The sequence below is a fragment of the Streptomyces sp. NPDC059787 genome, from assembly GCF_042732315.1.
GTDB classification, from domain to species: domain Bacteria; phylum Actinomycetota; class Actinomycetes; order Streptomycetales; family Streptomycetaceae; genus Streptomyces; species Streptomyces atrovirens.
In genome coordinates this window covers 24,635-41,801 of the sequence record NZ_JBHWHX010000030.1, presented here as the reverse complement: position 1 = coordinate 41,801, position 17,167 = coordinate 24,635, and the positions used below count along the sequence as shown (strand labels likewise).

Sequence of the window (17,167 nt, the reverse complement as noted above, 5' to 3'; positions counted from 1 at the left end):
TTTCGGTGGCGCGGCGGACGGTTTTCGGATTCGGTGGGGACAGCCGGCCGGCCGGACCGGGTGACGGTCCGGCCGACGCGCAGCCGATACGCCGACGAAGGAGTCGCTGTTCCATGGACATGACCCTCGAAGTGATCCCGCTCCCGGTGAGCGACATCGACCGCGCCAGGGACTTCTACCGGGACAAGGTCGGCTTCCACGTCGACATCGACCAGGAGGTCATGCCGGGCATGCGCATCGTCCAGCTGACCCCGCCCGGCTCCGGCTGCTCGATCGCCCTGGGCGACAGCATCTGGGAGATGACCCCGGGACCCGCCCCGGCCCCCGGCTCCTACCAGGGGCTCCAGCTCTGCGTCGCCGACATCAAGACGGCCCACGCGGAACTGACCGCCCGGGGCCTGGACGTCTCCGACCCGGTCGAGTACGCCCCGGCCGACGGCGCCACCTTCATGTACTTCACGGACCCGGACGGCAACGGCTGGGCGGTACAGGAGTACCGGCGACGGGCGGCGGAGCCGCTGCACAAGGTGCTGGGGGACCTGGCGGGGGCGTAGGACACCCGCGTAGCGACATGTACTGCATGGAGACCACGGCCCGCGCGGGGCGTCAGCGCAGCGCGTCGAGCAGGACCGCTCCGGCGACCAGGGCGAGGGCGCAGCCCAGGAGGTCGACGGAGCGGGCGATCATTCTGTACTTGCGTGTCACCAGGACCGACAGTTCGACGAGTTGGGCGCACCGCTCCAGCTCGGCGTCCCCCTGTGCGGACAGGTGGGCGACCAGGTCGCCCGGTCGGCCCGCGTACTGGGCGTAGAACAGGAAGTAGGCGCCGCCGGCCGGGCGGGAGACACCGCCGGGCCGGACGCAGACGAGCAGTTGGACGAGGCTGCCGGCCAGGCAGACGAAACCGAGCCAGGCCATCCACTCCGCACCGTTCCAGAGCGTGAAGACACCGGCCCGGCGGACACCGAGGGCGGCGGCGATCCCGGCCGTGATCGCCGAGAACAGTGCCAGGAGCGTCGCCGCCTTCTGGTCCGCGCGGCTCAGCTCCGCGCGGACCTCGGCCAGTGCCGGCCGCAGCCGCAGGTCAGATGAGGTCACTGCCGGCACCGCTGTCGCTCGCGACCCCGCTCCCGCCTCCGCCGACCAACTGCCCCGAGATGCCCTTGTAGTTCCTGCGGACCTCCAGGCGGACCTGCTCCCCGAACTGATGGCCGGCCGCCGCGTCCCCCAGGTACACGAAGAGGTTCTGCTGGTTGCCGCGCACGTCGCGCACCTCGACGAAGCCGTAGCCCTTGTCGGCCAGGACGCGCTGGAAGGTGCCCTGGATCTCGTGCCCCTCCTGAACCGTGCAGCCCGCCACCGGGCGCTGCCCCTCCTTGAGCGGCGCCAGCGGGACGAACCTCACGGCGCCTCCCTCGGTGAGGTTCTGCTCGTTGCAGATGTACCGCCGGTCGACGTAGTGGTCACCGTGCCCGGCCGTCGCGATGAAGCCCCGGCCCTGGTCCGGGTCCCAGCGGGTGACCGTACCGTCGAGGGTCGCGTCGGCGGGCCTCGCGGGCGGGCCCGCCTGCGGGGGCACCGTCGCCTGGGTCCGGACCTGGACGTGCGCCTGTGTCTGGGCCCGGTCGATGGCCTCGGTCAGCACGGTGTTCTTCACACCGAACGCCTTCCGGTGCCAGATCACCTCGCGGTACTTGATCGGCTTGGCGAACCCCTTGAGGTCCACCTTCTCCTCGTCCGAGAGGTAGTCGTCCGGGGAGTACTCCAGGACCCGGCCCATCTCGGAGCTGACCCTGCTCATGTTGGCCGAGACGACGGTCGCGCTGTCGACCCAGATCGCCTGGGGAGCTCCGGCGCTGCACAGCCGTGCGGCCAGGTCGACGACGGAACCGATGTAGTCCAGGCCGCCGCCCGGGGCCTCGTACTCGACGACCCGGCCGGTCGCGATGCCGACCGTGGCGAGGCAGTCGTTGACCCTGCCCTTGCTGTTCTCCTCCTTCAGCAGCTCCTGGATGGTGATGGCCGCGCAGATCGCCTCGGCCGCGCGCTCGCCGTCGAACGCGGCCAGGGTGCCGTCCCCCAGGTACTTGATCACGGTCCCGCCGTGCTCGGTGACCGCCCGGGCGGTGATGTCCAGGAACTTCCCGATCGTGGGGAGCCAGCCGACCTCCCCCGTCTTCCCCTTCATCTCCGTGGAGCCCGCGAGGTCCGCGAAGAGGATCACCCGCGGCGGACGGTCCTGGTGGCTCAGCGCTTCCTGGAAGAGCGAGAAGTGGTCCGTGGCCATGACTACCCCCATGCGTGTGCTGTTCCGTGGGCGGCCCGCCGCCCCGAAGTGACGACCCGTCACTTCGTTAATACCATTAACCATGCGAACGCCTGTCACCGCAAGCCCAGGAATGACCCGACGTGTGATGTAGTGACGTGAACTCGGTTGCGAACGTCGAACATCGATGCGATCAGGGAGGCAGAGGCATGCAGACCGGGCCGTCGCGCCGCGAGCGCATGCGCGCGGCGCTGGAGCGCGAGGCCAGGGACGAGGCGCGCAGGCTCACGGCGGCGCACGGCGTCGAGGGTCTGAGCCTGTCGGCGGTGGCCCGTGCCGTCGGCGTCTCCCCGCCGGCCCTCTACCGGCACTTCGACGGCAGGAAGGGGCTGATCCTCGCGGTCTGCGAAGACCTGACCGACGAGTTCGTGTCGGCCGTCTCGGCGGCCGTCCGGCGCGAGGACCCCGAGGACCTGGGCGCCCGGCTGTACGCCGCCACCCGTGCCGTCCTCGACTGGTCCGTCGCCCACCCCGCCGAGTTCGACCTCCTCATGGGCGCGGGACACGCCCGCCTGTCCGCGGAGAGCGCGGTCGACCAGGTGCTCGCGCGGAGGCTGGGGGGCCTGTTCGGGGAGCTGTTCGGCCGGCTCTGGGAACGGGGCGGACTCGACTTCCCGTCCGACGACGAGATCGACCCCGCGCTGCACGCCCAGATGCTGGCGTACCGCCGCGTGATCGGACAGGAGTTCCCGGCCGGCGTCGCCCTGCTCATGGTCACCTGCTGGCGTCAGCTCTACGGGCTGCTCTGCATGTCCGTCTACAGCCACCTCGCCACGGCCTTCGACGACTGCGTCCCCCTCTTCGAGCACATGGTCGACGACCTGCTCGCACTCCTGGGCGTGGCGTGCCCCCCGGAGCGACGGAGGAATCCGCCCGCCCCGGAACCGGGATGACCTCACGGGGATCCGCTTTTTGAGGAGCGGCAATTCCCTCCATAGCGTGTCAAGCATGGACAAATGGCCACTCGGAGTGGGACGGACGGCTCCGTGTGGTGCCCGACGCGCGACCTCCGGTACACGCCGGGTCATCGGGAACACGGGCCGCACGCACGACATGCGATGAGGGGAAGCCGCCGATGAGTGAGTCCGTACGAACCGGATCCGGGAGTACCGGAGACAAGGTCAAGGCAGAGACCTCCGCGACGGCCGGCCAGGCGAAGCAGGCCGCCGGCCAGGTGGCGGGGACCGCGGCGGAACAGGCCCGGACCGTCGTGGACGAGGCGCGGCAGCAGGCCGGTACGGTCATCGAGGACCTGCGCGGCCGCGCCATGGACGAGGCGGACGGGCAGACCAGGCGGGCGGCCGGCACGCTGCGGCAGTGGGCGAACGACTTCTCGGGCCTGGCCGCGCACGCCGGGAGCGACTCGCCCGCCCGCAGCATGGCGGCCCGCGCGGGCGACAAGGGAATGCGGGCGGCCGACTATCTGGAGCGGCAGGGGGTCGAAGGCATCGCCGCCGACCTCCAGGGCTTCGCCCGGCGCCGTCCCGGCGTCTTCCTCGGCGGCGCGCTGCTGGCCGGACTGGCCGTCGGACGCCTGGCGAAGGTGACGCAGACGGCCTCCCGGGCCGACGGGAACGGGCAGCGGCGGATCACCGCGGCCCCGGCTCCCGAGGCCCTGCCGGTCGCTCCCCCGCCGGGGACCGCACCGCCCGCGCCGTCCACTCCGCCGAGCCTCGGCACGCCGGGCCGCCCGTTCCCGGAGGCGTGAGATGGCCACGATGTCACCGCTGTCCCGGGCCCGCTCGGCCGAGCCGTACGAAGGGGAGCGGTCCGCGGGTGAGCTGCTGTCCCGGGTGACCTCCGACCTCCAGGTCCTCTTCCGTCAGGAGGTGGAGCTGGCCAAGGCCGAGGTCAAGGAGGAGGGCACCAAGGCGGGCAAGGCGGCCGGGATGTACGGCGGTGCCGGCTTCGCCGCCTACATGGTCCTGCTGTTCCTGTCGCTGGCGGCCATGTTCGGTCTGGCCAGTGTGATGGACGAGGGCTGGGCCGCGCTGATCATCGCCGCGCTGTGGGCCGTCGCCGCGGCCGTGCTGTACCAGAAGGGCCGCGCGAAGATGCGCACCGTCTCGCCGAAGCCCGAGCACACCGTCCAAACCCTGAAGGAGGACGCGGAATGGGCACGTCACCCGACCAAATGAGGGCCGAGATCGCGGCCACCCGCAACCAGCTGTCCGCGGACGTGGACCGGCTCGCCGACCGGGCCAGCCCGCGCCGCATGGCCCGCCGCCGCAGGGCGAGGATGCGCCGCACGGTGTCGGGCGTCCGTGACCGCGTCATGGGCACCGCCTCGTACACGGCGCACGGCATGGCCGACACCGCCCGGTCGGCGGCCGACTCGGTGCAGTCGGCGGCCGGTTCGGCGGCCGAGTCGGTGCAGTCGGCGGCGGGCTCGGCGGCCGAGTCCGTGCAGTCGGCGGCCGGTTCGGTGCAGGAGGGCACCGGACGGGCGGCCGACTCGGCGCGTGAGGTCGCCGGTCAGGCGGGACAGGCCGTCCAGCAGACACCCGAGACGGCCCGCCGCCAGACGCAGGGCAACCCGCTGGCCGCCGGCCTGATCGCCTTCGGCGTCGGCCTGCTGGCCGCCTCGATGGTGCCCGCCTCCGAGAAGGAGCGGCAGAAGGCGTCCGAGCTGATGGAGCGCGGCGCCGAGGCGCTGGAGCCGGTGAAGCAGGCCGCCGGCGAGTCCGCGCAGCACCTGAAGGAAGGCGCCAAGGAGGTCACGCAGAGCGCGGCCGCGGAGGTGAAGGACACCGCGCAACAGGCGGCCCGCACCACCCAGGACGAGGCCCGCGACCAGGCCGGCCAGGTCACCGACCAGGCCAAGGACTCCGGCCGCAGCCTCAAGGACGAGGCCGGCCGCCGGTCCGGTCCGGCGTGAGCGACGCGGCGGCCCTGCCTCCGGCGCCCGCACGGGTACGGAGGCGGGGCTCCGGCCGACCGGTCCCGGCGGTCCCCGTCCCGTCCTCACGGCGGCGACGTGGGCCCGCTTCGTGACGCGTCACGCCGGCTGGGACCGGGGGCCGCCGCGAGGACGGCCCCCGGTGCGGGTCAGCTCGCGTACGTTTCGAACTCGGCGATCCTCGGGGTGCCCGAGGCGCTGGTGATCTCGAAGGTGATCTTCTTCAGGGAGGTCGCGGAGAAGCTGATGACGCCCGCTCCGCTGCCGGAGGCCAGGACGGCGCCCGTGTCGTGGTTGAGGACGCGGTAGGAGCCGATGGTGCCCGAGCCCGACGCCTGCCTGACGTTGATCTTGGAGACGGTGGTGGCCGAGCCCCACTTGACCGAGACGGAGCCGGTCGAGCCGGACGGCGACCAGTACGTGCTCGTACTGCCGTCGACGACGTTGCCGTAGCTCGTCCCGGAGGCCTTGGAGGAGCCGTCGGCACCCGCGCCGAGGCTGAGGTTGGTGCCGGTGGGCGGGTCGGTGGGGTCCGGGTCGGTCGGGTCCGGGTCCGGGTCCGTCGGGTCGGGGTCGGTCGGGTCCGGGCTCTGCGGGGTGCAGCTGCCGTCGGAGACCTTCAGGCCCTTGTTGGCGCCCGCCGTCTGGCTCACCACGCCCGGTACGCAGTTGGCCGCGTCGAGGGTGTACGCGTACGGGATGCCGACCGAGGTGTTCGACGTCGGGTTCGGACCGGCCGGGTTGTTGTCGCCCTCCCGCTCGGACCAGGTGATGTTGTCGAAGATGTTGCCGCTGACCTGCCAGTAACCGGCCGCGTCGGTGTAGAACGTACCGAGGACGTCCTTGGAGTCCTCGAAGTAGTTGTTGTCCACCTTGGCGCGGGCGCCTGCCCGGGAGTTGATCCCGGACTCGTTCAGGTTCTTGTAGTGGTTGTTGTAGATGTGCGCGATGCCGCCGCGCAGCAGGGGCGTACGGGAGTCGAGGTTCTCGTACAGGTTGTGGTGGAACGTGACGTACCCGTTCGAGGTGTCGCTCTCGCTGGAGCCGATGAGGCCGCCGCGGCCGGAGTTGCGCAGGGTGCTGTAGGACAGCGTCACGTACTGGGTGTTGTCCTTCATGTCGAAGAGGCCGTCGTAGCCCTCCGACTCACCGCCGGACGCCTCCAGCGTGGTGTGGTCGACCCAGACGTTGCGGACACCGCTTTCCATGCCGATGGCGTCGCCGCCGTTCGACGTGGGCGAGCCGGACTTCTTGACGTTCCTGACCGTCACGTTCTGGATGATGATGTTGCTGGACTCCCGGATGTGGATGCCCAGTTGGTCGAAGACCGCGCCGTTGCCGACACCGACGATCGTGACGTTGCTGATCTGCTTGAGCTCGATCACGCCGGCGGCGGTGTTGCAGCTGCTGCCGGACACCTTGGCGGTGTTGCCGTGGTTGATGGTGCCCTCGACCTGGATGATGATCGGGGTGGAGCTGCTGGCCCGGCCGCACAGGGCCTGGTGGATCGCGGTGCCGGTGGTGGCACGGACCGTCTGGCCGCCCGCGCCGCCGGTGGTCCCGCCGTTCTGGGTCGCGTAGCCGGTGACACCGCCGGTCGCGGCGGATGCCGTGGAGGTGGACAGGGTCAAACCGGTCGCTGCCGCGAGGGCTCCCGCGGCCAGTAACGCGGAGAGTCGCACTGCGACTGATCGCTTCATTCTCGTCTCGCCTTTCACTCTCGTGTGCCGGGCGTTCCGCACCGAGCCGTTTCATGTCATGGGCATGTCAGTGCTACCGATGAGGGGAGGCGGGGGTGAGCCGACCCATCGGCGAGAAAGCGCTTTCTTGATGTCTGCCGCGACAGTAGGGCCACATTCGAGGGACTGGCAAGGTTCCGCGCAGTTACGGAAGTAATGCTTCCGTTTCCCCGGGGCAGGTGCGCGCCCTTTAGGCCACGATCTGTCCTACATCGTTTCTAGCGTGGTCCTCGACCGCGGAACAGGAACTACGGAAGGCAGATCCATGACCGTGAACGAGCTGACCACCAGCGACTCCGCCGAGGCCCCGGCGGTGACCGGTGAGCGCGCCGACCTGCTGGAGACGCTCGCCAAGCACCGGCACTTCCTGCGCTTCACCACCCGTGACCTCACCGACGAACAGGCCGGGCTGCGGACCACGAGCAGCGAGCTCTGCCTGGGCGGTCTGATCAAGCACGTCACCGCGGTCGAGCGGAACTGGGTGGACTTCATCCTGGACGGCCCATCGACGATGGGGGACTTCACCGCCATGACCGAGGCCGACTGGGCCCGGCGGGCCGACGAGTTCCGGATGCTGCCCGGCGAGACGCTGGCCGGTGTGCTGGCCGAGTACGCCGACGTGGCCCGCCGGACCGATGACCTGGTCGTCGCCCTGCCCGACCTGGAGGCCGCGTGGCCGCTGCCGAAGGCCCCGTGGTTCGAGTCCGGCGCGAAGTGGTCGGCCCGCAGGGTGCTGATGCACATCATCGCCGAGACCGCTCAGCACGCCGGCCACGCCGACATCATCCGTGAGTCCCTGGACGGCGCGAAGAGCATGGGCTGACGCCCGTTGGTCCGCCGGGGCGGGTCCACGCGGGCCTGCGGCGATACGCCCCCGTGCGGGGGGCGCGGGCCCGCCGCTGTCCGCCCCGTGCGGGCCCACGGCTGCCCACCGCGCGCGGGATCTCGGACTCACGGCCGCTCGTCCCGTGCGGGATCTCGGACTCACGGCCGCTCGCCCCGTGCGAGGTGGCGAACCCACGGCCGCTCGCCCCGTGCGAGGTGGCGGGCCCGCGGGCGGACGGCCGGGCGTCCGCTCCCGGCCGCGCCTACAGCACCGGCAGGCTCTTGCGGAGCTCGAAGGCCGTGACCTCCGAGCGGTACTCCTCCCACTCCTGGCGCTTGTTGCGCAGGAAGAAGTCGAAGACGTGCTCGCCGAGGGTTTCGGCGACCAGGTCGCTGCGCTCCATCAGGGTCAGGGCCTCGCCCAGGTTCTGCGGCAGGGGCTCGATGCCCAGCGCGCGGCGTTCCGCGTCGGACAGGGCCCATACGTCGTCCTCGGCGCCCGGCGGGAGCTCGTAGCCCTCCTCGATGCCCTTCAGGCCGGCGGCCAGCAGGACGGCGTAGGTCAGGTACGGGTTGGCGCCGGAGTCGATGGAGCGGACCTCCACGCGCGCCGAACCGGTCTTGCCGGGCTTGTACATGGGCACGCGGACCAGCGCCGAGCGGTTGTTGTGGCCCCAGCAGATGTACGACGGGGCCTCGCCGCCGGCGCCCGCCGTGCGTTCCGTGCCGCCCCAGATGCGCTTGTAGGAGTTGACCCACTGGTTGGTGACCGCCGAGGCCTCCGCCGCGTGCCGCAGCAGGCCCGCGATGAAGGAGCGGCCCACCTTGGAGAGCTGGTACTCCGCGCCGGACTCGTAGAACGCGTTGCGGTCGCCCTCGAAGAGGGAGAGGTGGGTGTGCATGCCGGAGCCGGGGTATTCGGAGAACGGCTTGGGCATGAAGGTCGCCTGGACGCCCTGCTCCAGGGCCACCTGCTTCATGACCAGGCGGAACGTCATGATGTTGTCCGCCGTGGAGAGCGCGTCCGCGTAACGGAGGTCGATCTCCTGCTGGCCGGGGGCGCCCTCGTGGTGGGAGAACTCCACCGAGATGCCCATCGACTCCAGCATGGTGATCGCCTGACGGCGGAAGTCCATGCCGACGTTCTGCGGGGTGTGGTCGAAGTAGCCGGAGTTGTCCGCGGGGGTCGGGCGGCTGCCGTCCAGCGGCTTGTCCTTCAGCAGGAAGAACTCGATCTCCGGGTGGGTGTAGAAGGTGAAGCCCAGGTCGGAGGTGCGGGCCAGGGCGCGCTTGAGGACGAAGCGCGGGTCCGCGAAGGACGGGGAGCCGTCCGGCATGAGGATGTCGCAGAACATGCGGGCCGTGCCGGGGGCCTCGGCGCGCCAGGGGAGGATCTGGAACGTCGACGGGTCCGGCTTGGCGATCATGTCGGACTCGTACACCCGGGCGAAGCCCTCGATGGCGGAGCCGTCGAAGCCGATCCCCTCATCGAACGCCTGTTCGAGCTCGGCGGGGGCGACGGCCACGGACTTGAGGAAGCCCAGCACGTCGGTGAACCACAGGCGCACGAACCGGATGTCGCGCTCCTCCAACGTCCGGAGCACGAACTCCTGCTGCTTGTCCATCTTCCGCTTCCCCATCCTTGCCGGTCAGGCCGCCTGTCCGCTCCCGCGTCCCGGGGAGACGGCCGGGCATTGCGAGCATCCCACCACACCAGCGTTTCATACGCGTTGCCGACCTTGATCGGACGGCTTGCCGTGGCTCGAACAGCTCGCACACGACAGGTGTACCGCTGTACCGCTCCGGGGCCCATCTTGCCCGCTCGGGCCGACATCCGTAACGGGCGGCTCACGGCCGCGGGGAGATGCCCAGCAGGAGGGGGCCGGTGGGGGCCGAGACGATGTCCGCCACCGTGACCGGGTCCAGCGAGGCGAAGAACGCCTCCTGGGCCCCGCGCAGGGCGCCGCGCAGCCGACAGGCCGAGTTCAGCGGGCAGGGGGACGAGGTGGCGGTGCCCTCGCAGTCGACGACGTCCCCCTCGCCCTCGAAGGCCCGGACCACCGCGCCCACCGAGGCGGTACGGCCCTCCTCCGTGAGGCCCAGCCCGCCGCCCCGGCCGCGGCGGGCCGTCAGCAGACCCATGTGCTGGAGCTCGGCGACCACCTTCGCGGCGTGCGTGTAGGGCACGTCCATGGCTTCCGAGACGTCGCGCGTCGTCGGGTTGGAGTCGCCGGCCACGGCGAGGCGCATGAGGACGCGGAGGGCCAGGTCTGTGGAGCGGAGGAGCCGCATGGCAGAGAGCGTAGGTAATACGCATCTTGGGTTCAAGTTTTCTGGGGTGCGGCTCTGCGGGGTCCGGCTCCGCGGGGTGCGGATCCGTGGAATCCGGCCCTATGTGGTGCGGATCCATGTGGTGCGGATCTGTGAGGTCCGGATCTGTGAGGTCCGGATCCATGTGGTGCGGTCCGGTTCCGTTGTCCGTGAACCCTACGGCTCTCCCCCTCTCCCCTATTACGATCAGCTGACCCGTTCGTCCCACTCCCCCGAAGGACACTCCCATGGGCTCCGCCAAGAAGAGCAGCTCGGCACGTTCGGCGCGCATAGAGGAGATGCGGCGTGCCGAGAAGGCCCGCGAGCGTCGCGCCCGCATCCTCACCATCGCCGCCAGTGTGGTGGTCGTCGTGGGGCTCGTCGCCGGCGGTGTGGTGCTCGTCCAGTCCCAGTCGGACGACGACGGCGGCAGCGCGGCGAGCGACTCGAAGAACTCGGGCAAGTTCGTCACGGGCGACGACGGCGTGCGCAAGTGGGACGGTGAACTGGGGCGCAACCACGTGACCAAGGCCGTGGACTACCCCGTCTCGCCTCCGGTGGGCGGTGACCACAACCCGGTGTGGATGAACTGCAACGGGGACGTCTACACCGACGAGATCAACAACACCAACGCCGTGCACTCGCTGGAGCACGGCGCCGTGTGGGTGACGTACAACGCCTCGGCCGACAAGGCCGCCGTCGACGCGCTCGCGGCGAAGGTGAAGAAGACGCCGTACACGCTGATGAGTCCGGTGGACGGCCAGAAGGACCCGGTCATGCTGTCCGCCTGGGGGCACCAGCGCACGGTGACCGGTGCGGACGATCCGAACCTGGACGCGTTCTTCGAGAAGTTCGTCCAGGGGGAGCAGACGCCCGAGCCGGGGGCCGCCTGCACCAACGGGCTGTCCAAGTGAGGCAGGTCGGGCTGATCGCGGGGGCCGCGGCCTTGGCGCTGGTCGCGACCGGGGCGATCACCTACGCGGTGGCGGGGGACGAGGGGTCCTCGGACGCGGTCCCGACCGCGGAGTCCGCGGACGCCGGGTTCGCCCGGGACATGGCCGTGCACCATCAGCAGGCCGTCGAGATGTCGTACGTCGTACGGGACCGCACGGACGACGAGGAGGTCCGGCGGCTCGCCTACGACATCGCCCAGACGCAGGCCAACCAGCGGGGCATGCTGCTGGGCTGGCTCGACCTGTGGGAGCTGCCCAAGGTGTCCGCCGATCCGCCGATGACCTGGATGGGCATGGGGGACACGGCCTCCGGCAAGGACGGGGCGCTGATGCCGGGGATGGCGACCAACGCCGAGATGGAGCGGCTGGGGTCGCTGAGCGGGGAGCGGGCCGAGGTCTTCTATCTGCAGCTCATGACGGACCACCACAAGGGTGGGGTGCACATGGCCCAGGCGTGCGTCCGTGCGTGTGGGGTGAGGGTCGAGAAGCGGCTCGCCCGGGGGATGGTGGAGGGGCAGGAGTCCGAGATCGCGCTGATGGCGGGGATGCTGGAGGAGCGGGGGGCGGCTGCCCGGCCGTAGCGGACGGGGCTCCGGGACATCGCGTCGCTTTGACGATTACACTGGGCCCGTGCCTCAACTACGTCTCGCCCTGAACCAGATCGACTCGAGCGTCGGCGACCTCGCCGGCAACGCCGAAACGATCGTCCGCCGGACCCGGCACTCCGCCGAGCAGGGAGCGCACCTCGTGGCGTTCCCCGAGATGGCGCTGACCGGGTACCCCGTCGAGGATCTCGCCCTGCGGTCGTCCTTCGTGGAGGCCTCGCGGGCGGCGCTGCGCTCGCTGGCCGCGCGGCTCGCCGAGGAGGGGTTCGGGGAGCTTCCGGTGATCGTCGGATACCTCGACCGCAGCGCCGCCGCCCAGCCGAAGTACGGGCAGCCGGCCGGTGCGCCGCAGAACGCGGGCGCCGTGCTGTACGGGGGTGAGGTGGTGCTGAGCTACGCCAAGCACCACCTGCCGAACTACGGCGTCTTCGACGAGTTCCGGTACTTCGTGCCCGGCGACACCATGCCGGTGGTGCGGGTGCGCGGGGTCGATGTCGCCCTCGCCATCTGTGAGGACCTGTGGCAGGACGGGGGGCGGGTGCCGGCGGCGCGGTCGGCCCGGGCCGGGCTGCTGCTGTCGATCAACGCCTCGCCGTACGAGCGGGACAAGGACGACACCCGGCTGGAGCTGGTGCGCAAGCGGGCGCAGGAGGCCGGGTGCACGACCGCGTACCTCGCGATGATGGGCGGGCAGGACGAGCTGGTCTTCGACGGGGACTCGATCGTCGTGGACCGTGACGGCGGCGTCGTGACGCGTGCGCCGCAGTTCGCCGAGGCGTGTGTCGTGGTCGACCTCGAACTGCCCCTCGCGGAGGCCGACGCGCCGACGGGGGTCGTCGACGACGGGCTGCGGATCGACCGGGTCGTGCTGTCGGAGGAGCCCGTGCCCGCGTACGACGCCTCGTCGGCCGGAGGGTACGCCTCGCGGCTCGACGACGACGAGGAGGTGTACTCCGCGCTGGTCGTGGGGCTGCGGGCGTACGTCGAGAAGAACGGGTTCCGGTCGGTGCTGATCGGGCTGTCCGGGGGGATCGACTCGGCGCTGGTCGCCGCTCTCGCCTGTGACGCGGTGGGGGCGGAGAACGTGTACGGCGTGTCGATGCCGTCGAAGTACTCGTCCGAGCACTCGAAGGACGACGCGGCGGAGCTGGCGCGGCGGACGGGGCTGAACTACCGGACCGTGGCGATCGAGCCGATGTTCGACGCGTACATGGGGGCGCTGGGGCTGACGGGGCTGGCGGAGGAGAACCTGCAGTCGCGGCTGCGGGGCACGCTGCTGATGGCGATCTCCAACCAGGAGGGGCACATCGTGCTGGCGCCGGGGAACAAGTCGGAGCTGGCGGTGGGGTACTCGACGCTGTACGGGGACTCGGTCGGGGCGTACGGGCCGATCAAGGACGTGTACAAGACGTCGGTGTTCCGGCTGGCCGAGTGGCGCAACCGGGCGGCGGCGGAGCGGGGGCAGACGCCGCCGATCCCGGAGAACTCGATCTCCAAGCCGCCGAGCGCGGAGCTGCGGCCGGGGCAGGTGGACACGGACTCGCTGCCGGACTATCCGGTGCTGGACGCGATCCTGGCGCTGTACGTGGACCGGGACCGGGGGGCGGACGAGATCGTCGCGGCCGGGTTCGACGCGGAGCTGGTGACGAAGACCCTGCGGATGGTGGACCGGGCGGAGTACAAGCGGCGGCAGTATCCGCCGGGCACGAAGATCTCCCCGAAGGGCTTCGGCAAGGACCGCCGCCTCCCGATCACGAACGGCTGGCGCGAGGGGGCTCTTCCGGCGGTCTGACGCGAGAGGGCCGCGCGTCGCGACCGCGGCCGGCGAGTGGGGCGGGTCCGCGCCGTACGCGGACCCGCCTGCGGCCCGGATCCTCAGTCGCCCTGTGCGGTGACCCTCACACGGGCCGCTATGGGGAGGTGGTCGCTCGCCGTGGCCGGGAGGGTCCAGGAGCTCTCCGGTTCGGCGCCCTTGACCAGGATCTGGTCGATCCGCGCCATCGGGAACGACGCCGGCCAGCTGAAGCCGAAGCCGCTGCCCACGGCGCCCTGGGTGGAGCGCATCTGGGAGGTGACGGCGTTCAGGGCGCGGTCGTTCATCGTGCCGTTCAGGTCGCCGAGCAGCACGATGTTCGGCAGTGGTTCGTCGGCGATGGCCTCGCCCAGGGCGTCGGCGCTCCTGTCCCGCTGACGGGCCGTGAAACCGGCCTCCAGCTTCACCCGGACGGAAGGGAGATGGGCGACGTAGACGGCGACCTGACCGGTCGGCGCGGCCACCGTGGCACGCATCGCGCGCTTCCAGCCGAGGCGGATGTCGACCGCCTTCACGTCGCTCAGGGGGTACTTGCTCCACAGCCCGACGGTGCCGACCACCTCGTGGTACTCGTACGTCGACTCCAGCGCCCGCTCGTACGTCGGGACCGCCGACGCCTTCAGCTCCTCCAGGGCCAGCACATCCGCACCCGAGGCGGCCACGCCGCGGGCGGTGGCGGACGGGTCCGGGTTGTCGGCGTTGACGTTGTGCGTGGCCACCGTGAGGTCGCCGCCCGTGGCGGTCTTGTCGGTGAGCAGGCTGCCGAAGAGGTTCAGCCAGACGGCCACCGGCAGGATCGTCGCGATCAGCGCCGTCGCCGACTTGCGGATCAGGCCGAGGACGAGCAGTACGGGGATCAGCAGGCCCACCCAGGGGAGGAAGGTGTCCACCAGGCTGCCCAGGTTGCCGATCGCGTTCGGGATGTGGCCGTGGGCCAGCATGACCAGGGCCGTCAGGACCGAGCAGGCGGCCAGGACGAGGCCGCGGCGCCAGATGCGGCGGTCGCCCCAGCCTCTGGTGAGGCGCTCGCGCAGGCGCCGGAGCCGGGTCGGCCGCGGCTCGGACCCCGAACCGCCGTTGTCCGTCTCCGTCATGTACGCCTGCCGCGCCATACCGTCGCCTCACAACCTGCCGTGCACACCGTCGCCCCCGTGTCCGTAAGACCCTAGGGGATGATCGGTTCCGTTCCTGCCGCCCCTCGACGGCCGTACGGGGGCGAGGACGCGCGGGGGCGCTCGGGGAGTTCCGGGCGGGGGTGGTGAAAGCGCCCTCTGTGACCAAACGCGCACATCGTGGCTAGCCGGTGACGGGGCGTAGGCCCTGGAGGAGCGTGTCGACGACTTGTTCGGCCAGGTCGTCCGGGAGGTCGGCGTCGGGGCGCAGGACGGTGCGGACGAGGATGGGGCCCACGACGATGTCGTTGAGGATCTCCATGTCGACGTCGGCGCGCAGTTCGCCGTTCTCCCGGCCCCGGCGCAGCACCTCCAGGCCGAGCCGGCGGCGCGGCAGGATGACGGTGTCGTGGTAGGCGGCCCAGAGGTTGGGGCTGCTCTTCATCTGGGCGCGCACGTTGTGCAGGATCGCCGAGGTCCGGCCGGCCAGGCCGCGCAGGCGCAGGGACTCCAGCAGGACGACGAGGTCGTCGCGCATGGAGGTGCCGGGGAGTTCGGGGTCCGGGGGCTCGGCGGCGCGCAGGACGTCGACGAGGAGCTGCTCCTTGCCGCTCCAGCGGCGGTAGATGGTGGCCTTGCCGACGCCGGCGGTGCGGGCGATGCGCTCGATGGAGAGCTCCGCGAGGGGCACGCCGTCCTCCAGGAGCTTCATCACTCCCTCGATGATGGCGCGTTCGACCGCCTCGCTGCGGGGGCGGCCCCGTGCGGGACCGTCCTGCCGGGGGTCGGTGTCGGCCGGGATCACGTCGTCGGGTCCTTACGTCGGGGTGGGCTGGGACGATTCTCCCGGTGGGCGGTGGCGACGGTCCACCGCCCGGGGGTCATCGGTCCGTCGCCGGCATCAGTTCCCGCTTCTCCTCGTCCCCTTCGGACGTCGGCGTACGGCCGGGCAGGAACACGGCGACGACGACCGCGCCCAGCACCGCGACGCCCGCTCCCCACAGCGCGGTGACGTGCATGGCGTGCAGGAACGCGTCGTCGGCCGCGCCGATCAGGGGCTCGCCGCGCGCGCCCAGCCGGTCCGCCACGGCCAGGGTGGCCTCGATGGACTCGCCGGCGGCGTGCCGGACGCCGGGCGGCAGCAGGCCGAGATCGTCCTCGATGCCGTTGCGGTAGGCGGCGGACAGCACCGAGCCGAGTACGGCGATGCCGAGGGCGCCGCCGACCTGGCGGAAGACGTTGCTGAGGGCGGAGGCGGAGCCGGCCTTCTCGCGGGGCAGCGCCTGCATGATGACGACGCTGACCGGTGTCATGACGTGCGCCATGCCGGCGCCCATGAGGAAGAAGACGGCCTCCAGGATCCAGATCGGCGTGTCCCCGTCCAGGGTGGCGAACGCGGCCAGTGTCGCGGCGAGCACCAGCAGGCCGGCGGTCGTGGTGACCTTGTTGCCGAAGCGGTCCACCAGGAGGCGGGCCCGCGGCGCGAAGATCATCTGTGTGGCGGCCAGCGGAAGCAACAGCAGGCCCGTCTCCAGCGGCGAGTAGCCGCGCACGCTCTGGGTGTAGAACACGGCGAAGAACGTCACGCCCATCAGCGCGAAGAAGACCAGCGCGATCGCGACGACCGAGGCGGAGAACACCTTGTTCTTGAAGTAGGTGACGTCGATGGACGGGTGGTCGCTGCGCTTCTCGAACACCACGAACGCGGCGAGTACGGCGAGGCCGGCGCCGATCGTCGACACCACCGTGACGTCGGTGAAGTCGGCGAGCTGGCCGCCCTTGATGATGCCGTAGACCAGCAGGACCAGTCCGGTCACGGACAGGACGACGCCGACGGGGTCGATCCGGCCGGGGTTCGGGTCGCGGGAGTCGGGGACCAGCCACAGCATCAGGGCGACGGCGAGGACGACGATGGGCACGTTGACGAGGAAGACCGAGCCCCACCAGAAGTGGTCCAGGAGGAATCCGCCGGTGATCGGGCCGATGGCGATGGCGAGGCCCACGCCGCCCGCCCAGATGCCGATGGCCTTGGGCTGCTCGTCGCGTTCGAAGACGTTCATCAGGACGGCCAGGGTGGCCGGCATGACGAACGCGGCCCCCAGGCCCATCACCGCGCGGAAGCCGATCAGCTCGGCCGGTGAGCCGGAGAACGCGGCGAGCGCCGAGCCGACGCCGAACACGACGAGACCGCCGATCAGCACCTTCTTGCGGCCGAGCCGGTCGCCGAGGAGTCCCGCGCTGAAGAGCAGACCGGCGAAGACGAGCGTGTAGGCGTTGATCGCCCACTCCAGCTCGCTCTGGGTGGCGCCCAGGCCGGTGGGGGCGGGGGTGGAGATCGTCTTGATGGCGACGTTCAGGATCGAGTTGTCGAGTACGACGATCAGCAGGCTCAGCATCAGCACGCCGAGGATCGCCCAACGGCGCCGGTGCACGGCTTCCGGGACCCGGTGGCGGGCAGGGGCGGCAGGAGAAGTCATGTGGCCCAGAGTAGTGAATTACGATACGGAACCGTCTCGTATCGTAAACGTTTTGCCCAGAACTTGCCGGAATATTGCACGGCGGAACTCACAGGGGGTCCTCTGGCC

Annotated in this window: 17 protein-coding genes; 9 read left to right on the top strand and 8 right to left on the bottom strand. The window is 70.9% G+C overall.

Annotated features, from left to right (window positions below; genetic code table 11):
* The first annotated feature begins 113 nt into the window (after nt 1–113).
* Nucleotides 114–554 carry a VOC family protein gene (locus ACFV5H_RS25625; RefSeq protein ID WP_385048393.1) on the top strand — a complete coding sequence of 147 codons (441 nt, stop codon included), beginning with the start codon at nt 114–116 and terminating at the stop codon, nt 552–554.
* 52 nt (nt 555–606) lie between these two features.
* On the opposite strand, the gene ACFV5H_RS25620 is transcribed toward ACFV5H_RS25625, so the two are convergent.
* The gene (locus tag ACFV5H_RS25620; protein WP_385048396.1) at nt 607–1,098 is read right to left on the bottom strand and encodes a Pycsar system effector family protein; all 492 of its coding nucleotides are present in this window, start codon (nt 1,096–1,098) and stop codon (nt 607–609) included.
* Entirely contained in the window at nt 1,085–2,287 is a 1,203-nt protein-coding gene (locus ACFV5H_RS25615; protein ID WP_385197439.1) for an adenylate/guanylate cyclase domain-containing protein, read from the bottom strand. The genes ACFV5H_RS25620 and ACFV5H_RS25615 overlap by 14 nt, the downstream gene beginning before the upstream one ends.
* Nucleotides 2,288–2,475: 188 nt before the next feature.
* Between ACFV5H_RS25615 and ACFV5H_RS25610 the strand changes: the two genes are divergently transcribed.
* The 4 genes from ACFV5H_RS25610 (at nt 2,476) to ACFV5H_RS25595 (ending at nt 5,204) form a co-directional block, all read left to right on the top strand.
* Nucleotides 2,476–3,219, top strand: coding sequence for a TetR/AcrR family transcriptional regulator (locus ACFV5H_RS25610; RefSeq protein WP_385048402.1), 744 nt, complete (start codon nt 2,476–2,478; stop codon nt 3,217–3,219).
* Nucleotides 3,220–3,401: 182 nt separating this feature from the next.
* Complete coding sequence (locus ACFV5H_RS25605) at nt 3,402–4,034, top strand: hypothetical protein (protein ID WP_385197437.1); 633 nt, start codon at nt 3,402–3,404, stop codon at nt 4,032–4,034.
* Nucleotide 4,035: 1 nt separating this feature from the next.
* A complete protein-coding gene (locus ACFV5H_RS25600; protein ID WP_385048407.1) occupies nt 4,036–4,464 on the top strand; it encodes a phage holin family protein in 429 nt (142 codons plus the stop codon).
* Nucleotides 4,440–5,204, top strand: coding sequence for a DUF3618 domain-containing protein (locus ACFV5H_RS25595; RefSeq protein ID WP_385048410.1), 765 nt, complete (start codon nt 4,440–4,442; stop codon nt 5,202–5,204). Before ACFV5H_RS25600 ends, ACFV5H_RS25595 begins: the two co-directional genes overlap by 25 nt.
* A 170-nt stretch (nt 5,205–5,374) precedes the next feature.
* Here the strand turns inward: ACFV5H_RS25595 and ACFV5H_RS25590 are convergent, their stop codons facing one another.
* Nucleotides 5,375–6,925, bottom strand: a complete 1,551-nt coding sequence (locus ACFV5H_RS25590; protein WP_385048413.1) for a polysaccharide lyase family 1 protein — start codon at nt 6,923–6,925, stop codon at nt 5,375–5,377.
* Between the two features lie 304 nt (nt 6,926–7,229).
* Between ACFV5H_RS25590 and ACFV5H_RS25585 the strand changes: the two genes are divergently transcribed.
* Entirely contained in the window at nt 7,230–7,787 is a 558-nt protein-coding gene (locus ACFV5H_RS25585; RefSeq protein WP_385048416.1) for a DinB family protein, read from the top strand.
* A 265-nt stretch (nt 7,788–8,052) separates the two neighbouring features.
* Here ACFV5H_RS25585 and ACFV5H_RS25580 read toward each other — a convergent pair whose 3' ends face one another.
* Both ACFV5H_RS25580 and ACFV5H_RS25575 read right to left on the bottom strand, forming a co-directional pair.
* Nucleotides 8,053–9,414 carry a glutamine synthetase family protein gene (locus ACFV5H_RS25580; RefSeq protein WP_385048419.1) on the bottom strand — a complete coding sequence of 454 codons (1,362 nt, stop codon included), beginning with the start codon at nt 9,412–9,414 and terminating at the stop codon, nt 8,053–8,055.
* A 223-nt stretch (nt 9,415–9,637) separates the two neighbouring features.
* Nucleotides 9,638–10,081 carry an Rrf2 family transcriptional regulator gene (locus ACFV5H_RS25575; protein WP_344565026.1) on the bottom strand — a complete coding sequence of 148 codons (444 nt, stop codon included), beginning with the start codon at nt 10,079–10,081 and terminating at the stop codon, nt 9,638–9,640.
* A 266-nt stretch (nt 10,082–10,347) separates the two neighbouring features.
* Here ACFV5H_RS25575 and ACFV5H_RS25570 point away from each other — a divergent pair, with 266 nt between their 5' ends.
* Genes ACFV5H_RS25570 through ACFV5H_RS25560 form a run of 3 tightly spaced genes read left to right on the top strand, consistent with a single transcriptional unit; the run spans nt 10,348 to nt 13,449 of the window.
* Nucleotides 10,348–11,013, top strand: coding sequence for a DUF3105 domain-containing protein (locus ACFV5H_RS25570; protein WP_385048422.1), 666 nt, complete (start codon nt 10,348–10,350; stop codon nt 11,011–11,013).
* Nucleotides 11,010–11,633, top strand: a complete 624-nt coding sequence (locus ACFV5H_RS25565; RefSeq protein ID WP_385197435.1) for a DUF305 domain-containing protein — start codon at nt 11,010–11,012, stop codon at nt 11,631–11,633. The genes ACFV5H_RS25570 and ACFV5H_RS25565 overlap by 4 nt, the downstream gene beginning before the upstream one ends.
* A 49-nt stretch (nt 11,634–11,682) precedes the next feature.
* Nucleotides 11,683–13,449: an NAD+ synthase gene (locus ACFV5H_RS25560; RefSeq protein WP_385048427.1), complete on the top strand. Its 1,767-nt coding sequence runs from the start codon at nt 11,683–11,685 to the stop codon at nt 13,447–13,449.
* A gap of 83 nt (nt 13,450–13,532) precedes the next feature.
* Here the strand turns inward: ACFV5H_RS25560 and ACFV5H_RS25555 are convergent, their stop codons facing one another.
* The 3 genes from ACFV5H_RS25555 to ACFV5H_RS25545 all read right to left on the bottom strand — a co-directional run bounded on the left by ACFV5H_RS25555 (nt 13,533) and on the right by ACFV5H_RS25545 (nt 17,059).
* Nucleotides 13,533–14,582 (bottom strand): endonuclease/exonuclease/phosphatase family protein, encoded by a 1,050-nt coding sequence (locus ACFV5H_RS25555; RefSeq protein ID WP_385197434.1) that lies wholly within the window; start codon nt 14,580–14,582, stop codon nt 13,533–13,535.
* Between the two features lie 184 nt (nt 14,583–14,766).
* On the bottom strand, nt 14,767–15,387 hold the full coding sequence (locus ACFV5H_RS25550; RefSeq protein WP_385048432.1) for a TetR/AcrR family transcriptional regulator: 621 nt from the start codon (nt 15,385–15,387) through the stop codon (nt 14,767–14,769).
* Nucleotides 15,388–15,463: 76 nt separating this feature from the next.
* Nucleotides 15,464–17,059 carry an MFS transporter gene (locus ACFV5H_RS25545; RefSeq protein ID WP_385197433.1) on the bottom strand — a complete coding sequence of 532 codons (1,596 nt, stop codon included), beginning with the start codon at nt 17,057–17,059 and terminating at the stop codon, nt 15,464–15,466.
* Nucleotides 17,060–17,167: the final 108 nt, after the last annotated feature.